Below are 17571 nucleotides of genomic sequence, written 5' to 3' on the forward strand. Positions count from 1 at the left end.
AGGCTTTCACCTTAATAATTAAAAAGGTAAAGGCGGAAGGTTAAATGCGGGGATTAAAATCTTGCCTTTAACCTTTCGCCTTTAACCTTTAACACCTCAATATGGCAATAATAAAATTATCTGCAACAGAACGAAGACGGGTATCGGCATTTTTTACATGCCTGGTGCTGGCAGTTCTTGCGTGGGTATTTACCGTATTGTCAAACACCTATAGCTACACCATTAAAACAGTATTGAATTTTAAGAACACTCCGCAAAAACGCGCCTTCCATTCATTACAGTCTGATACAGTTAACGCTACTGTAAATGGCACGGGGTGGGAAATGTTATTTTCAAAACTGCATAAAGAAGCGGGCAGTATTTCAGTCGATCTGCGGTCGTTGGAATACAAGAGCTACATTGTGCTGAGCACGCAATTGAGCCAGATAAACACCAAAAAGGAAGTTGAACAGCAAATAACCGGATTTAACCCTGATACACTGTATTTTGATTTTTCGAACAGGAAGGTAAAAAGGGTGCCTATCCAGTTAGTGACCGCTGTAAAGTATAAACACCAGTTTTCACAATCTGGTAACGTTATACTTAATCCCGCCTACGTAATTATAAATGGCCCGGCTAATATCATCGACAAAATACAGACGTGGAAAACAGATACATTAGAGTCTGACAGTATCAGTGAAACCATTAACACGCGCTTAACGCTGCAGCCGGTGCGGGAAGGGAATGTAAGTGTATTTCCAAAAACGGTTGAAGTAACCGTCCCTGTTGATGAATATACTGAAAAAACGCTGGAGATTCCTGTTAAGATGATCAATAATTACAATTACGATGATGTAAAGATCTTCCCTCAAAAGGTTAAGGTAACGTTTACAACAGCGCTGAGCCGCTATGCGCAAACTGATGAGGATTTTTTTGAAGCCACGGTTGATCTGGACCTTTGGCGCAAACATGGTTATAAGGTGTTACCCGTGGTGATTTTTAAATCGCCATCTTATTGCAAAATAGTAAAAATAGAACCGCAGAATATCGACTTTATTGTAAAGAAATAATGTTTAAGATAGGATTAACCGGCAATATTGGGAGTGGTAAAACTACGGTAAGTAAGGTATTTGAATTGCTGGGAGTTCCTGTTTTTTACGCGGACGATGCGGCAAAAAAAGTTATGGTGACCGATCGGGAACTTATAGCCGGGGTTAAGGCAGCGTTTGGCGATAGTTCTTATTTTGAGGATGGCGCGTTAAATCGTAAACACATAGCCGCAATTGTTTTTAATGATAAGGAGCAACTGGCCAGGTTAAATGCGATGGTACACCCCGCAACTTTCAGGGCTTTTGACGAATGGGTTAACGCAATTAAGGATGTTCCCTATGTTTTAAAGGAAGCGGCATTGCTATTTGAAAGTGATTCATATAAAATGTGCGACTATTCTATTATGGTGCAGGCACCTTTTCAACTCCGGTTAAAACGCGTAATGGAAAGAGACAGCTTAAGCCGTGCAGAGGTAGAAAGCCGCGAGTCCAAACAGTTTTCGGAAGAAAAGAAAGCCGCGCTTGCTGATTATATAATTATTAATGATGATGTGCAATTGTTGATACCCCAGGTTTTGGAATTGCACCAAAAATTTTTGTCATTGGGTCATTAAAGTCATTGTTGTTCTTTAATCATCCACTATTAATATACTGAAGCAAAAATTACTCAATGACCCGGTAATTCAATGATAATAGAAAATTTTCTAAGCTTTAACCCGAACGGTTTATATTGTAAGTACGGCGATTTTTACCTTGACCCGGTGCAGCCGGTAGTTAATGCGGTAATTTCGCACGCCCATGCTGACCATGCCATACCCGGAAATACCAGCATTTATTGTACGGAAGCTACGCATGCTTTTATGAAACTGCGGTATGGTAAAAACGCCGGACGGGAATTCAATATAGCGGCTTATCATGCACCTTTTAATATTGGTGGTGTTACAATTTTTTTTATTTCTGCCGGGCACATGTTAGGTTCAGCTCAGGTTGTAATGGAATATGAAGGTGTCCGGTATTTATATACCGGTGATTACAAAGTTCAGCCGGATGCAACGTGTGAACCCATTGAATGGGTGAATGCCGATGTGCTGATAACCGAAAGTACCTTTGCTGATCCCGAAATTTTACATCCAGACCCTGTTGCCGAGATAGAAAAGATTAACGACATAAAAAGTAATATCCTGCTTGGTGCATATGGCTTAGGCAAAAGCCAGCGGCTTATCAATATGATAAATGAATATGCCCCGCAAAAGAAGATATTGGTACACCACCGCATAATGCCTATCAATGCGGTTTACGAAAAGATGGGTATTAAACTGGGGAAACACCAGATCTATAGCCGAAAGCTTATGAAGGAGCAGGACGAATTTGTTTATATCGTTCCGCCTTTTACCTTTGACAGCTACATCAGGGCGGTGGGGGTTAAGCGGTTGTTTGCGTCGGGATGGAAAAATTTGCAGGTAAACCAGCAGGACACCCTGTTTATATCAGATCATGTGGATTGGAATGATATTTTGTTAGCGGTTAAACAAATTAAACCCGCCCAAATTTGGACATTGCACGGCAAGGGGACGCACTTAAAGAAATATTTTGGAGATGATATCTTTGTGAAAATTTTAAACTAAATGCTGGTAGAAGGGATTGATTATTACGTTAATAGTGATGGCAACCTGGTTTTTACAAAAGAATACCATTTAAAACGCGGATATTGTTGTAAAAATAAGTGCCTGAACTGCCCCTGGGATTACGGGAAACCGAAACAGGTTAAGGATGTTAAAAAATAATTAAAGATATTTGTGTAAAATGTAATCGTATTATGCGGATAGACGACGAAATTAAAAGCAGCAAGTTTGAAAATAACTACCAAAAGGCTGTCATCAACATATCTTACACGTATAGCTGGATCAATAACCAAACGCGTTCGCTGTTTGAGCAGCATAATATTACAATGCAGCAGTTTAATATTTTAAGAATTCTGAGGGGGCAATATCCTAATCCGGCTACAGTTAACCTGCTGAAAGACCGGATGGTTGATAAAATGTCTGACGCTTCACGAATTGTTGACCGACTTGTTCAAAAAGAACTGGTATCACGCTGTACCAACAAAAAAGACCGCCGTGCTGTTGATATCAGGATCAGTGAAAAGGGCCTCGAAATATTATCAAGAATGGACCAGGACTTTAAAATAAAAGACATCTTGCAGGATAACCTCACCGAAGAAGAGGCCGGCCAGCTGAGTGACCTGCTGGATAAATTGCGAGGGTAAGTTGTTTGTTTTTAAGGTTTTAATGACATTTTAAAATTTAAAGTCTGGCTGCACTTTTTTAAACAATACCGAAAACAACCATCCAACAAAAATTCCATAAAGGGCACCGCATAAAACATCTATCGGGAAGTGCACACCAACATACACCTGCGCAAAGCTTATACTGCCCGCCCAAAGAATGGCCCAAAGCCAGATCCAGCGCCATTTTTTATAAAACAGCATGATCAGGAAAAAGGCCATTGCAAAATGATCTGTTGCATGGGTTGACGGAAAGCTGTATCCTGTACCGCAGGTAACTCGGATAACATCGGTTTTTGAAACAACAATATCGCGGCAGGGGCGATCACGCTTCACCAATTGCTTTATAATGCTTGCGCTGGTAAAATCAGCAAAACCGGCCGCCAGCGCTAACATCAGGATAATTCCCAATCCTTTTTTCCTGTAGTTATAAAGGCAAAAGCCAATAATGAACAGGTATAGGGGGATCCAGAATTTAGGGTTGCGCAGCCAGGGCATAATCCAGTCGAAAAACGGGTTTGCCAGGTCGTGATTAACAAAATAAAATAAATGCCGGTCGAGTTGTAAAAGGTAATCAGGCATTGCGTTACTGATGAATAATTAAGCAAACGGTAAATATAGCTAATTAGTGCAGGCTTAAAACAATAGGATTTTTATTATTGCTCGCTTAAATATCTTATTTTTGCGGCATATCAAACATTTACACTTTGACACTAATAAAATCAATTTCAGGAATACGGGGCACCGTAGGTGGTGCGGTGGGCGAGGGCTTAACTCCATTGGATATTGTGAAATTTACTGCCGCGTACGGTACCTGGGCTGTTAATAAAAGCGGGATAAAAAAAATTGTATTAGGCAGGGATGCCCGAATCTCGGGTAACATGGTGAACAGCCTTGTTATAGGTACCTTACAGGGTCTTGGTATTGATGTGATTGATCTGGGCCTTTCAACCACACCAACGGTTGAAATTGCCGTGCCTGATGAAAAAGCAGCCGGTGGTATCATCCTAACCGCCAGCCATAACCCAAAGCAATGGAACGCGCTGAAATTATTAAACGCAGCGGGTGAATTTATAAGTGATGCGGATGGCAAAGAAGTGCTTGAAATTGCGGAGAACAACGCTTTCAAGTTTGCTGATGTGAACGACCTTGGCAAGGTAGATTATAGCGATAATTATATGCAAAAGCATATTGACAAAATATTAGCACTGCCGCTTGTTGATGCGGCTGCAATTGCCAAAGCTGATTTTAAAATAGTTATTGATTGTGTCAATTCAACCGGTGGGATCTTTGTTCCTGCATTGTTAAAGGCATTGGGTGTAAAAACTATCCATGAGTTGTATTGCGTGCCTGATGGTAATTTTCCGCATAACCCGGAACCATTGCCTGAAAACCTGGTTGCGTTATCAAAAGAAGTGGTTAGTAAAAGGGCAGACCTGGGTATTGCTGTTGATCCGGATGTTGACCGCCTTTGCTTTATTTGCGAGGATGGGAACGTTTTTGGAGAGGAATACACACTGGTTGCCGTAGCCGACTATGTTTTAAAGCATACCAAAGGCAACACCGTATCAAACCTTTCTTCAACACGTGCATTGCGCGATGTTACCGAAAGTGCCGGCGGCGAATACCATGCAGCCGCTGTAGGCGAAGTGAACGTAGTTAATAAGATGAAGGAAGTGAATGCCGTAATTGGCGGCGAAGGCAACGGCGGGGTAATTTATCCTGACTTACACTACGGAAGGGATGCTTTGGTTGGTATTGCATTGTTTTTAACACATTTGGCCAAATATGGTAAGTCTGTTTCGCAATTAAGAAGCACTTACCCGGGTTATTTTATCTCTAAAAATAAAATAACCTTAACACCCGAGATGGATATTGATGCATTGCTTTTAAAGGTTGAAGAGAAATATAGTAAACAGCCCCATAGCACCATTGATGGACTCAAAATAGAGTTTGATAAAGAGTGGGTGCATTTACGAAAATCAAATACCGAACCCATTATTCGTATTTACTCAGAAGGAAACTCAGAAACTGTTGCAAATAACTTAGCTAACAAGATAATTGCCGATATCAAAGAGATTTTAAAATTAAGTTAGTCCAAAACGATAATTAAAAATTGAAGGTGAGTGGCGTACAACCAGTCACCAATTCAAATAATTACAAATTCAATAACTACTACAACATGCGTGTTTATTTTGATAATGCTGCTACTACGCCTATTGATCCTGAAGTACTGAAAACCATGTACGCTGTTATGGAAAGTACCTATGGTAATCCTTCCTCTATTCATTCACACGGGCGTGAAGCGCGTACGCTGATTGAAAGGTCACGCAAAACCATTGCAGGCTTGTTGCATACTTCGCCTTCTGAGATATTTTTTACCTCAAGCGGTACCGAAGCAGATAACACAGCCATAAGGTGCGGCATCATCGACCACAACATTAAACACGCCATTACAACTAAAATAGAGCATCATGCGGTATTACACACCATGGAGGCGCTTGAAAAGGCCGGACTAATTAAATTAAGCTTTGTTAACCTGGATAGTAAAGGCAATGTTGATTACGAACACCTGGAGACTTTGTTGAAAGAGAACGAGCGCAGCTTTGTATCGCTTATGCATGCCAATAACGAAATTGGCACCCTGTCTGACATGGAGCGTGTAGGCGATCTTTGCGAAGCCTATAACGCTATTTATCACTGCGACACTGTACAAACCATGGGGCACTACCAACATGACCTGGGTAAGCTAAAAGCTCATTTTTTAGTTTGTGCCGGTCATAAACTGCACGGGCCTAAGGGAGTGGGGTTTTTACACGTAAATCATCGTATAAAAATTAAGCCTTTGATATATGGTGGCGCGCAGGAACGCAACATGCGCGGCGGCACCGAGAATATTTATGGGATAATAGGCCTGGCCAAGGCGCTGGAAATTGCTTACAGTGAAATGGAACAGCATCAAATCCATATACAGGGTTTAAAAACCTATATGCAGGAGCAATTACTTGCAAGTATTCCGGGTATTAATTTTAACGGTGAAACCGATCCTGCAAAAAGCTTATATACGGTTTTAAACGTTCAGTTTCCTGAAATGGAAATGTCAGACATGCTGTTGTTCAATTTAGATATAGCCGGGATCTCTGCTTCAGGCGGCAGCGCCTGTAGTTCGGGAAGCGATATTGGTTCACACGTTTTAACGGCGATAGGGGCGAGCGCGTCAAGGCCGTCAGTGCGTTTCTCTTTTTCAAAGTACAATACTAAGGACGAAGTTGATTTTACAGTTGCCAAAGTACGCGAACTGTGCTTGGTGAGCGCTTAAGCTTAGATATTTTTTGCGTGTGTTTCTTTTAAAGCGATTTTATTTTATCATTTATAAAACAAAATGTTTAAACGGTGGGTTTATTTAATTATAAATTAAACTACCATGAGTTCAAATAGTAAAAATTCCGAAAGCGTGGAACATCGCGGACAAGGTCGTCCGAATGAAATTCCTGAAAAAAGAGAATCAGAACAAGAGCAATCAGGTTATCCTAACGAACAGGAGCAGGAGCAGCAACAAGGTGGCAATGACGCCTCGTATAGCGAACAAACAGACGTCACGCCGCCTAATCATAAAGAATTCCCATCCGTAGGAAATCCTGAAACTGATTTCAAACCAAGTAATCATGGCCGTACAACCGGAAGAATGGTTGGCCACGAACCAGGTACCGAGAACAATATATAAATAACCAATTTTCTGACAACGATCAGTAAAAGCGTAAGGATTACGAGTAACCATATCCTTACACTTTTTGGTCATTAATTATGTGTTAATTATGGAAACCAAGAATAAAGATCTTTTTAAAAAAATGGAAGCAGAAAAAGATGACGCAACAAAACCGTTTCCAAATGCAGAAAAACCCAGTGCTGCAGAAATAAACAAAGGCGGCGATCCTAAGGCAAAAAATTATATGGGTAAAGACGATTCAGGCGTTGAAGGCCCAAACTGGGATAAAATAAGTAAAAATGCCGACGGCGATACCAGCCAAAATGCCGGAACATTCAAATAAGAGCTTAACCTGAATCTGCGCAAAAAAAAACGAGGCTGTCTGGAAAGGCAGCCTCGTTTTTTTTTAATATATTTTGTTTAATTAACCATCATTTTCAAAAAGGAAGATAGTCTTTCTTTCATTTCCCTGCGGTCAACTATAAAATCCAAAAATCCGTGTTCCTGTACAAATTCGGCAGTTTGAAAACCTTTTGGAAGATCTTTTTTAATGGTCTCTTTAATAACCCTTGGCCCGGCAAATCCAATTAACGAACCTGGTTCCGCTATATTGATATCCCCCAGCATTGCATAAGATGCAGTAACACCCCCTGTGGTAGGATCGGTTAATAAGGAGATATAAGGTATTTTTGCTTGTGATAGCAGTGCGAGTTTGGCCGATGTTTTAGCCATTTGCATTAATGAAAACGCCGCCTCCATCATACGTGCTCCACCCGATTTCGAGATCATCAGGAATGGGATTTTATGCTCAATACAATAATCAATAGAGCGGGCTATTTTCTCGCCTACTACTGATCCCATTGATCCGCCTATAAAATTGAAGTCCATACAGGCAATTACCAGTGGTTGCCCGCCCATAGTGCCCGTTCCAGCCCTTATAGCATCTTTTAAACCAGTTTTGCTCATGGTTTCTTTCAGCCTGTCGGTATATTTTTTGGTATCTTCAAAATGAAGCGGATCGCCCGATATCAAATCAGGGAATAATTCTGTAAACTCGTTATTATCAAAAAGTATGGAGAAATATTCTTTTGAACCTATGCGTAAATGATACCCGCAATAATGACAAACGTATTGATTTTCAACCTGTTCAGAATAATGAAGAGGTTTCTTACATTCAGGGCATTTGTTCCAGATGCCGTCAGGCGCTTCCTTCTTTTCCTCCGTGGTCGTAATTATCCCTTTGATTTCCCTTTTAAACCAAGCCATATCTATATCTAACTCTTTCAATTGGATACAAAGAAACGAAATTTTTTTTGAGATATAGGATGTTTCATTCGAGATCTGAAATTGATAGGGTATTAAAAAAAAATATTGCTTTGGTTTTAATTAATTTACAGGCTGATATTCAATATTTTTTCGGATAAACGATAGGAGCCAGCGCTTTAATCCCTTGCATTAAATCTAACTTCTATTATAAAAATCAAAATTTAGTTGTTGATTAGTCGCTTGTTTTTATTATAAACATAATTAACAATTGTTTATTCAAAAACTTGAAAAAAGTTGTGTTTCGCAACCAGGGTAATAACTACAATGATATTTTTTTTTAACTTCGGGACCCAATTAAAAGTTAAATGGATTTAAAAAATTATAAGGGCGTTCTGACCGGCGATCAGGTTCAGGAGCTATTTGAAGCGGCAAAAAAGCACCAGTTTGCTTTACCGGCAGTAAATGTAATAGGTACCAATACCGTTAACGCTGTTATGGAAACAGCTAAAGCTGTAAATTCCCCGGTAATTATCCAATTATCAAACGGCGGTGCGCAGTTTTATGCAGGTAAATCATTAGATAACTCTAAACTGCAGGCTTGTATCTTAGGCGCTGTTTCTGCTGCAAAGCATGTTCACTTATTAGCGGAACACTATGGTGTTGCCGTAATATTACATACTGACCATGCTGCAATGAAGTTTCTTCCATGGATTGACGGTTTGTTGGATCATGGTGAAAAGTTTTTTGCTGAAACTGGGAAACCGTTGTTTTCATCGCATATGCTTGACCTTTCGGAAGAGTCGTTGCATGAAAATATCGAAATCTCTGCTAAATACCTTGCCCGGATGGCAAAAATGGGAATGACCTTAGAGATAGAATTAGGCGTTACCGGTGGCGAGGAAGACGGTGTGGATAATTCAGATGTTGATAGTTCACGTTTATATACACAACCTGAAGACGTTGCTTACTCATACGAGGAACTTTCAAAAGTTAGCCCACGCTTTACAGTTGCAGCTGCTTTTGGTAACGTACACGGTGTTTATAAACCGGGTAATGTTAAGCTGCAGCCAGTAATTTTGCATAACTCGCAGGAGTATGTTAGAAAGCATTGCGGTCTTGCTGCTGAAAAACCAATCAATTTTGTATTCCATGGCGGTTCCGGCTCAAGCCAGGAAGAAATAAGGGAAGCGATCTCTTATGGTGCTATTAAAATGAATATTGATACCGATATGCAATGGGCATATTGGGAAGGTATAAAAGATTACTACAAATCAAAAGAAGGGTATCTGCAAAGCCAGATCGGTAACCCTGAAGGCGAAGATTCTCCAAACAAAAAATATTACGATCCGCGTGTTTGGTTACGTAAAGGTGAAGAAAGCTTTGTTAAGAGATTAACTGTTGCTTTTGGTGATTTGAATTGCCTTGATGTGAATAGTAAATTATAAGATAAGCAGCATTCCTGTTTGTTGTAAAAAGCGCCGATGTTTTAAACATTGGCGCTTTTTTTTTGTTGTTCAGCAAATAAATTTATCATGGCTAAGAAAAAGAATCTTTTTGAACGTTTTGCCAATTGGGCAACTATGGCAACCGGTAGTTCAGCCGCTTTTATTATAGCTTCAAGCACTATACTGGTGTGGATTGTTACCGGGCCTGTATTTCAATATTCAAACACCTGGCAGTTAATTATTAATACAGGTACAACCATTGTTACCTTTTTAATGGTTTTTTTGATACAGAAATCGCAAAATAAAGATTCAAAGGCAATTCACCTTAAGCTAAATGAGTTAATAGCTTCTCACCAGGGTACAAGTAACCGCATGGTAAACATTGAGGACCTTACTGAAATTGAACTTGATCAGTTACATCGCTTTTATGTTAAATTGGGTAAATTAGCCGAAAAGGAAGATGACCTTACCTGCACCCATTCTATTGATGCGGCGGAGGAAAATAACAACTCTAAGCAAAATAATTTTAAGCAAAGAAACTCTTATAAAAATGCCGGTAACAGTAAAAGCAAACAAAGTAAGTGATCAGGCCGATCTTGAAAAAGTATTCGCCATCAGGCGTGAAGTATTTGTAGATGAACAAAATTGCCCGCCCGAACTGGAATGGGAATTTGAAGAGGAATCAACTCATTTTTTAGCAACAGTTAACGGGGAACCTGCCGGTGCATCGCGCTGGCGTAACACAGATAAAGGCTACAAGCTTGAACGATTTGCCGTATTGAAAAATTTCAGGGGAATGGGAGTAGGGCAGGAGTTGGTTAAAACTGTTTTGGCTGATTTGCCTGCGGATGCTGCTTACGTTTATATGCATGCGCAGATCCAGGCTGTAAGCTTATATGAAAAATTTGGTTTTGAGAAAACTGGGCCTGAATTTGAGGAAGCAGGGATCAGGCATTTTAAAATGGTGAAGGCGTGATTTTTTAGTTGCTGTTTATTTTTTGAGAATAATCGCATGCCACTACAACTTTATATAAAGTGAAGCGCAAGTTTGCAGATCTGTGCAGGCAAAGCGTTCCATTTTTGCACGCGGAACACCCGGAACAAAGTGAAACATGCTGATTATTAACTGATTAGATTTTTGTTAGTGATTAAATATATGATAATAAAGGTGTTACACTATTTTTTAGATCGAAAATGCACGTTAATTAAGAAATTTAACTTTTTTACCGTTTCTGAACTATTATTTTACTTACAGCAAAGTTGAATAAATTAAATAAAAATTTGGCCTGAATATGCCATAGCTGCGCTGAATTTATCCATATCAAGCCCTGTAGGCTCGTTTTGCGATTGAAGGTAGTCGATTAGGTTTTCGGTGGCAATGTTGCCTGTAAGCTCATCTTTTGCCATTGGGCAGCCACCATAGCCTTTTACAGTAGTATCAAATCTTCTGCAACCACTGTGATAAGCCGCTTCAATTTTTTCGTGCCATGTATTAGGAGTAGAATGTAAATGAATCCCAAATTCTGTTTTTGGAGATTGCCTGCAAAGCAACGGGTATAAACTGTTTATTTGTTCCGGCGTGGCTATCCCAATAGTATCTGCTAAAGCTATTTGGCTGATCCCTTCATTAATAAGTTTTTCTGCCCAGTATTGTACTATTTCTATATTCCACTCATCCCCGTAAGGATTTCCGAATCCCATGGATAAATACACCAGTAATTGTTTATTACTCTTTCCACATAAGTCATGCATCCGTTTCACAGTATCAAAAGATTCACTAATTCCGGAATTTGTATTCCGCTGCTGAAAAGTTTCGGAAATGGAAAACGGATAGCCCAGGTACGTAATTTCCTGGTGCTTTGCTGCATCTTCCGCACCACGGTAATTTGCTATAATAGCCAGTAGCTTTGATTTGGTATTGCTTAAATCCAGCATGCTTAATACTTCGGCAGTATCCCGCATTTGAGGGATAGCTTTGGAGGACACAAAACTCCCAAAATCAATGGTATCAAAACCAACCTGTAATAATAAATTAATGTAGGCCGCTTTATCCGCTGTTGGGATAAAGTCATGAAGCCCCTGCATGGCATCACGCGGGCATTCGGTTATCTTTACGGGTGCGTTTGTCAACTTTAGTCTGGTATTGCTACTTGTTCGGTTTTGCTGGCTAAGGTCTCTTTTTTAAACTGGCGGATAATGAGCCTGCTGCCGCCGTTAAAGCTGATGTAACTGCCAATCCAGTTAATGAATACATGCAATTTGTTCCTGAAGCCTAACAGTGAGATCAAATGTACAAACATCCAAATCATCCAGGCAAAAAATCCCTGGAATTTTACTTTACCCAAATCTGCAACAGCCTTATTTCGGCCAATAGTAGCCAATGAGCCTTTATCAAAATATTTGAATGGCTTTGTCGCTTCTCCGTTTATCGTTTGGATGATTGTTTCTGCAACATATTTACCCATTTGTATAGCCACCTGTGCAACGCCCGGGTGGCCTTTAGGGGTTTCATCAGTTATCATCGCAGCCACGTCGCCTATAGCAAAAATAGCCGGACTACCTGCCATACGGCAGTGGTCATCTGTCTTTATCTTATTACCCCTAACAATAACTTCTTTATTTACCCCTTCCGGAATTTCACCCATAACCCCTGCCGACCAAATCACGTTTTTACTGCGAATGGTTTTTCCACCTTCAAATTTTATCTCATTTCCGTCATAGCTTTCAACTTTAACGTTCAACAATACCTCAACGCCCATATTCGTCAAAAACTCGTAGGCTTTTTTTGATGCTTCGTCTGAAAATGGGCCGAGTACTTTAGGTAAAAAATCAACCAGGTACACTTTCATGTCCTCTTTTTTCAGTTCGGGATAATCCTTGCAAAGAATGTGGTTCCTTATTTCTGCCAGCGCCCCGGCTAATTCAACGCCGGTGGGGCCGGCACCTACCAGCACAAATGATAAAAGGGGCTCTTTTTCAGCTTTTGTAGCCTTTAAAGTTGCGTCCTCCAGGTTTTGCAGGATCAGGTAGCGAAGATTTAATGCCTCGGGGATTGATTTCATCGGCATTGAGAATTTCTCTATATCCTTATTGCCAAAAAAATTGGTTGTTGATCCGGTTGCAATCACCAGGTAGTCGTAAGCAATTTCACCAATAGAAGTATCAATGGTATTTTTCTCTGCATTCACCCTGGTTACCTCCGCAATATTAAAGCGAAAGTTTTTTTGCCCTGCAAAGTTTTTGCGGATTGAAAAGGCTATTGATTCAGCTTCCAGGCTGCCGGTAGCCACCTGGTAAAGCAGGGGCTGAAAGGTGTGGTAGTTGTGCCTGTCGAGCAATAATACATCTACCGGCTTATCGGCAAGTTTGCTTGCAACCTGCAAACCGCCGAAGCCACCGCCAACTATTACCACCTGCGGAAATTTAGCTTTATCTTTTGTATCCATGTTACATTATAATTTTCATTTTATATAGAAACAAAAAAGGCTCCAAATGTTCTTTGGAGCCTCAATAACCTGATAATTTTACTTATCTAAGATCTTTCTTTCCAAAGTCGATGATTACCGGTGTTGCCACGCATATTGACGAATACGTACCAAAACATACACCTATCAATAAAGCGAATGAGAAGCCGCGGATCACATCACCACCGAAGATGAATAATACCAGTAATATTAATACCACAGTTAAAGCAGTAATAATGGTACGGCTTAACGTATTGTTGATCGCATCATTAATAACTGTTTTCGGATCGTCATTTTTTGCATGGTGCAGGTTAAGGAACTCACGGATACGGTCAAATACTACCACTGTATCGTTGATGGAATAACCTATAACTGTCAATATGGCCGCTATAAACGACTGGTCGATATCAAGCGAGAACGGCAACACATCCTTAAATAATGAGAAGAATGATAACACCATTAAAGCATCGTGTGCCGTAGCAACCATAGCGCCTAAGCTAAACTGCCATTTACGGAAACGGATAAGGATATACGCTGAGATAATAATGATCGCAAAAATAACCGTTAAGAAAGCCGATTTTTTAAGGCCGTTTGCTATAGTAGGGTCAACCTTTTGCTGGCCTACAATATTCGCCAGGGTAATTTTTGTTTTCGGATCTGTACTAAGGGCTTTCACTAACGCCTCGCGTACTTTCTGATCAGTATTACCTGCTTTATCGTTGATCAGGTATTTGGTAGTTATACTCAACCTGTCGGCTCCAAACGTTTTAACTTCGTTACCTTCTCCTAAATACTTATCAACTATTGGGCGTACGTCTTCTGTAGTTACGTTAGGGTTATTAAACTTAACGGTATAGTTATGGCCACCCACAAAATCAACACCGTAATTAAATCCTTGTGTTGCCATTGAAATTAAACCGGCAACTATAAAGATTGTGGAGAAGATGTAGAATTTGAAACGATTTTTTACGAAAGCATAATTAGCGTTCTTAAACGTGTGTGAACTCCATGGGTTTGAGAATTTGATATCCCATCCTTTTTCCAGCATGTATTCAAATACAAGCCTTGAGATCAACAGTGAACAGAATAATGAAGTAACGATACCGATCATCAGGGTGATAGCAAAACCCTGGATAGGGCCTGTACCAAACACAAACAGGATTAAACCGGTAAGGAATGTACTGATGTTTGAATCGAGGATTGATGACAATGCGTGTTTAAAACCATCGGCAATTGCAATCCTTAACGACTTGCCTAAAGCCAGTTCTTCACGTACACGCTCATAAATCAATACGTTTGCATCAACCGAAATACCGAGGGTAAGTACGATACCTGCTACACCCGGCATGGTTAATACCGCACCAAGGCTGGTTAATACACCCATCAGGAAGAAGATGTTGATGATTACCGCAACAACAGCAACAGTACCTGCGCGGTTGTAATAAGCGATCATAAATACCAGTACAACCAGTAAACCTACCACGCTTGACAATAAACCGGCGTGGATAGCCTCTTGCCCTAATGACGGACCTACAACGGCTTCAGCAACAATATGTGCTGGAGCAGGTAAACGGCCGGCTTTTAATACGTTGGCCAAATCCTTTGCTTCTTCAACAGTAAAGTTGCCTGAAATTGATGATACACCTCCTGAGATTTCGTTTTGAACCACCGGAGCGGAATAAACGTTATCGTCAAGCACAATAGCTATATATTGTTTGTTGTTAACATCAGCAGCTGCTTCGGCGGTTATCGTACGCCATTTTTGGGCACCATCTGAGTTCATCACCATAACAACCTCAGGGCTGCCTTTTTGATCAACATCATTATGTGCGTCATTAATTACATCACCTGCAAGTGCGGCACCATTTTCAGCGCCAACTAATTTGATAGCGTATAATTCAAATATTTTCGTTTTCTCCTGTGGTTTCACTGACCAAAGGAATTTCATGCTTTGCGGAATTACCGACTTTACTTCAGGACTGCGCAGGTATTTGTTAACCTGTGCGGTATCCTTCACTTCAGCACGGCCAACAATAGGGCCACGGGCAAGCTCACCTTGTCCGTTTTGCGACTGGTACATCATTGGTTTCAAAACATTGAACAATGGGTACTGATCAGCAAATTGTGATTTACCGCCTAACGCCGAAGTGTCTTTAACGCCGGTTTTGTTAACTTTATTCAAAAGTGATAGCGCGCCCTTATTTTTCGAGGTATCTGCTTTTACAGCGGCTGTTGTTTTAGCATCGGTTGCTTTTGATGCAGCTGTTGCTGTATCTTTCTTGGCTGCTTTATTTTTTGCTGCAATTAAACCGTTAATATTAGTCAGTAACTGGTAAACCTGGCTGTTATCATAGGTTTGATAAAACTCAAGTTTGGCAGTACCCGATAAAAGTTTACGAACACGTTCTGGCTCTTTTACCCCGGGTAACTCAATTAATACCCGGTCTTTACCGGGTAATAACTGAATATTGGCATTTGCAACACCAAATTGGTCAATACGGGTATTTAAAATTGTGTATGATTGCTGAACAGCGGTTTTGGCCTGATCTTTTAAATAAGACTCAACCTCGTTGTTGCTTGCATTAAACTTAATGTGGTCCTGGTTATCTTTTGTTGAGAAGATAGCGGCAAGCTTTCCATTAGGATTAATCTTTTCGTACTCGTCAACAAACAAGGTAATATAATCCTGCTGACTGGTTACACCATCAACGGTGGCCGCCGCCAAAGCCTGGTTAAACGCCGGATCCTGATTGTTGTTTGATAGTTTTTTTACCAGTTCATTCAACGAGATCTGCATGGTTACACTCATACCACCCTCAAGGTCCAAACCAAGGGCAAGCTCTCTTTGTTTAACGTACTGATAATTGTGCTTAAAAAGCGGATACACCGGTTGCGTTGAAACTGAATCCAGATAAGCCTTTGCTTTTGTTGTGTCACCTTTAGCGTACACCTGCGCATCATTTTCGACTTTATGGGCGACCCAAGTAAATGAAAGCTGGTATATACATACAACAGCCATCAATATGGCGAAAAATTTAACAACCCCTTTACCTTGCATTGTGAATTAAAATATGTAATTAATTAGTTTATAAGCATTTTAAATAAGACGGCAAATCTAATAAAATTTCCCAAGCATGAAATTTTTAATTTAAAACAGTTGGGGACGTGAAGGGTTAAAGGCGAAAGCTTAAAGGTTTTTTGTGTAAGTTGTTGATTATCAGGTTTGATAATTATGGGTAAAGTTGTAAGCTTTTTCACATTTAAATAAAATCCAGAATATTTCTGACCTTTTGCCTTTAACCTTTCTCCTTTTACCTCTTTTCCCTCCGCTCATAGGTAATGAACGAATACGGCAACAAATTCCGCTCGTCTGGCTCATGGTCTTCCCTAAAAACTTCTTTCCATTCATTTAAATCAATTTCAGGGAAAAAACTATCTGCCTCAAATTGTTTGTGAACAATGGTGAGATAGATCCGGTTTGTAAGATGCATAGCCTGTTTATAGATCTCGGCCCCGCCAACAATAAAAACTTCTTCTTCTGTTTTGCAAAGTGCTATAGCGGCTTCAATTGAATTTACCACTTCGCAGCCTTCAACGGTTATGGCCTGCCTGGTGATTATGATGTTGCGGCGGTTAGGGAGCGGCTTGCCAACTGAGTCATAAGTTTTACGGCCCATTATTACCGTTCCTCCTGTAGTGATCTCCTTAAAGTGTTTTAAATCTTTCGGCAAATGCCACAATAATTTATTGTCCTTGCCAATGGCATGGTTTTCAGAGATGGCAACTACTATTGTTATTTTCATTTTAAACTTTAATTTTAGATGAGATCCACGTTTTGATTTCGTCAAACCGAATTTCACCCGTACTAGCCTCAATCACCATTTGATATTTTTCCTCAAAACTTGCGTCTAATTTGATGCCACCCTTATTTAGTAGCAAATATTCAAGCAACACATAGGCTGTACGCTTATTACCATCCATAAATGGGTGATTAATTATGATACTTTCAAATATTGCAGTGGCTTTTTCAACGACAGTTGGGTATAAGTCTTGTCCATCAAACGTTGCAAAAGGACGATTTAAAGCAGCCTCTAACGATCCGTTATCACGAATCCCTTTGCTTCCCCCAAACTCATCAATTAAAAGATTGTGTAGATAATTTGCAATGTCAATGTGTATCATTGAGCAAGTTTTTCCAGGAGTTGCCTGTTTTCAGCTATTATTTGTTTTAGTTGATAAACTGAAGCTATGTCTACAGCAGGATACTGTTGCAGATCTTTCAAAAGATCTAATAACTCAATCAGTGAATTTTCAGGCAGTTGATCAACTGTCCTCTTTATCTCACTTTTTATTTCTAAAACTGTCATATACAAATTTA

20 protein-coding genes are annotated in these 17571 nt (G+C 40.1%); 12 read left to right on the forward strand and 8 right to left on the reverse strand.

The genetic code is table 11. The features are described from left to right. Positions 1 to 101 precede the first annotated feature (101 nt). The 5 genes from MuYL_RS08670 (at position 102) to MuYL_RS08685 (ending at position 3294) form a co-directional block, all read left to right on the forward strand. Positions 102 to 1049, forward strand: a complete 948-nt coding sequence (locus MuYL_RS08670) for a CdaR family protein (protein WP_094570159.1) — start codon at positions 102 to 104, stop codon at positions 1047 to 1049. After that, positions 1049 to 1642 (forward strand): dephospho-CoA kinase, encoded by a 594-nt coding sequence (gene coaE / locus MuYL_RS08675; protein ID WP_094570160.1) that lies wholly within the window; start codon positions 1049 to 1051, stop codon positions 1640 to 1642. The genes MuYL_RS08670 and coaE overlap by 1 nt, the downstream gene beginning before the upstream one ends. 72 nt (positions 1643 to 1714) lie before the next feature. Beyond that, the gene (locus MuYL_RS08680) at positions 1715 to 2653 is read left to right on the forward strand and encodes an MBL fold metallo-hydrolase (RefSeq protein WP_094570161.1); all 939 of its coding nucleotides are present in this window, start codon (positions 1715 to 1717) and stop codon (positions 2651 to 2653) included. Next, positions 2654 to 2812, forward strand: a complete 159-nt coding sequence (locus MuYL_RS23430; RefSeq protein WP_170309736.1) for a DUF5522 domain-containing protein — start codon at positions 2654 to 2656, stop codon at positions 2810 to 2812. A 32-nt stretch (positions 2813 to 2844) separates the two neighbouring features. Beyond that, positions 2845 to 3294: a MarR family winged helix-turn-helix transcriptional regulator gene (locus tag MuYL_RS08685; protein WP_094570162.1), complete on the forward strand. Its 450-nt coding sequence runs from the start codon at positions 2845 to 2847 to the stop codon at positions 3292 to 3294. Between the two features lie 30 nt (positions 3295 to 3324). Here MuYL_RS08685 and MuYL_RS08690 read toward each other — a convergent pair whose 3' ends face one another. After that, positions 3325 to 3894 (reverse strand): phosphatase PAP2 family protein, encoded by a 570-nt coding sequence (locus tag MuYL_RS08690; RefSeq protein WP_094570164.1) that lies wholly within the window; start codon positions 3892 to 3894, stop codon positions 3325 to 3327. A gap of 125 nt (positions 3895 to 4019) precedes the next feature. On the opposite strand from MuYL_RS08690, the gene glmM reads away from it, so the two are divergent. The 4 genes from glmM to MuYL_RS08710 all read left to right on the forward strand — a co-directional run bounded on the left by glmM (position 4020) and on the right by MuYL_RS08710 (position 7361). Continuing rightward, entirely contained in the window at positions 4020 to 5408 is a 1389-nt protein-coding gene (gene glmM / locus MuYL_RS08695) for a phosphoglucosamine mutase (protein WP_094570165.1), read from the forward strand. An 86-nt stretch (positions 5409 to 5494) separates the two neighbouring features. After that, positions 5495 to 6631 carry a cysteine desulfurase family protein gene (locus MuYL_RS08700; protein ID WP_094570166.1) on the forward strand — a complete coding sequence of 379 codons (1137 nt, stop codon included), beginning with the start codon at positions 5495 to 5497 and terminating at the stop codon, positions 6629 to 6631. Between the two features lie 105 nt (positions 6632 to 6736). Beyond that, positions 6737 to 7036, forward strand: coding sequence for a hypothetical protein (locus MuYL_RS08705; RefSeq protein WP_094570167.1), 300 nt, complete (start codon positions 6737 to 6739; stop codon positions 7034 to 7036). Between the two features lie 91 nt (positions 7037 to 7127). After that, a complete protein-coding gene (locus tag MuYL_RS08710) occupies positions 7128 to 7361 on the forward strand; it encodes a hypothetical protein (RefSeq protein WP_094570168.1) in 234 nt (77 codons plus the stop codon). 77 nt (positions 7362 to 7438) lie between these two features. On the opposite strand, the gene accD is transcribed toward MuYL_RS08710, so the two are convergent. Then, a complete protein-coding gene (gene accD, locus MuYL_RS08715) occupies positions 7439 to 8284 on the reverse strand; it encodes an acetyl-CoA carboxylase, carboxyltransferase subunit beta (protein ID WP_094570169.1) in 846 nt (281 codons plus the stop codon). Positions 8285 to 8649: 365 nt separating this feature from the next. On the opposite strand from accD, the gene fbaA reads away from it, so the two are divergent. From fbaA to MuYL_RS08730, 3 genes are all read left to right on the forward strand, one after another. Beyond that, complete coding sequence (gene fbaA / locus MuYL_RS08720; protein ID WP_094570170.1) at positions 8650 to 9729, forward strand: class II fructose-bisphosphate aldolase; 1080 nt, start codon at positions 8650 to 8652, stop codon at positions 9727 to 9729. Positions 9730 to 9816: 87 nt separating this feature from the next. Next, complete coding sequence (locus MuYL_RS08725; RefSeq protein WP_094570171.1) at positions 9817 to 10314, forward strand: low affinity iron permease family protein; 498 nt, start codon at positions 9817 to 9819, stop codon at positions 10312 to 10314. Further along, positions 10280 to 10705 carry a GNAT family N-acetyltransferase gene (locus MuYL_RS08730; protein ID WP_094570173.1) on the forward strand — a complete coding sequence of 142 codons (426 nt, stop codon included), beginning with the start codon at positions 10280 to 10282 and terminating at the stop codon, positions 10703 to 10705. The genes MuYL_RS08725 and MuYL_RS08730 overlap by 35 nt, the downstream gene beginning before the upstream one ends. A 293-nt stretch (positions 10706 to 10998) precedes the next feature. On the opposite strand, the gene MuYL_RS08735 is transcribed toward MuYL_RS08730, so the two are convergent. From MuYL_RS08735 to MuYL_RS08760, 6 genes are all read right to left on the reverse strand, one after another. Beyond that, positions 10999 to 11859 (reverse strand): hydroxymethylglutaryl-CoA lyase, encoded by an 861-nt coding sequence (locus MuYL_RS08735; RefSeq protein ID WP_245845812.1) that lies wholly within the window; start codon positions 11857 to 11859, stop codon positions 10999 to 11001. 2 nt (positions 11860 to 11861) lie between these two features. Beyond that, positions 11862 to 13175 (reverse strand): NAD(P)/FAD-dependent oxidoreductase, encoded by a 1314-nt coding sequence (locus MuYL_RS08740; RefSeq protein ID WP_094570174.1) that lies wholly within the window; start codon positions 13173 to 13175, stop codon positions 11862 to 11864. 82 nt (positions 13176 to 13257) lie between these two features. Then, positions 13258 to 16251 (reverse strand): protein translocase subunit SecDF, encoded by a 2994-nt coding sequence (gene secDF, locus MuYL_RS08745; RefSeq protein ID WP_094570175.1) that lies wholly within the window; start codon positions 16249 to 16251, stop codon positions 13258 to 13260. 253 nt (positions 16252 to 16504) lie between these two features. Next, the gene (locus MuYL_RS08750; RefSeq protein WP_094570176.1) at positions 16505 to 16996 is read right to left on the reverse strand and encodes a dihydrofolate reductase; all 492 of its coding nucleotides are present in this window, start codon (positions 16994 to 16996) and stop codon (positions 16505 to 16507) included. A 1-nt stretch (position 16997) separates the two neighbouring features. Next, on the reverse strand, positions 16998 to 17375 hold the full coding sequence (locus MuYL_RS08755; RefSeq protein WP_094570177.1) for a type II toxin-antitoxin system death-on-curing family toxin: 378 nt from the start codon (positions 17373 to 17375) through the stop codon (positions 16998 to 17000). Then, positions 17372 to 17560: a hypothetical protein gene (locus MuYL_RS08760; protein WP_094570178.1), complete on the reverse strand. Its 189-nt coding sequence runs from the start codon at positions 17558 to 17560 to the stop codon at positions 17372 to 17374. The genes MuYL_RS08755 and MuYL_RS08760 overlap by 4 nt, the downstream gene beginning before the upstream one ends. Positions 17561 to 17571 lie beyond the last annotated feature (11 nt).

This window comes from Mucilaginibacter xinganensis (genome assembly GCF_002257585.1).
GTDB lineage: Bacteria > Bacteroidota > Bacteroidia > Sphingobacteriales > Sphingobacteriaceae > Mucilaginibacter > Mucilaginibacter xinganensis.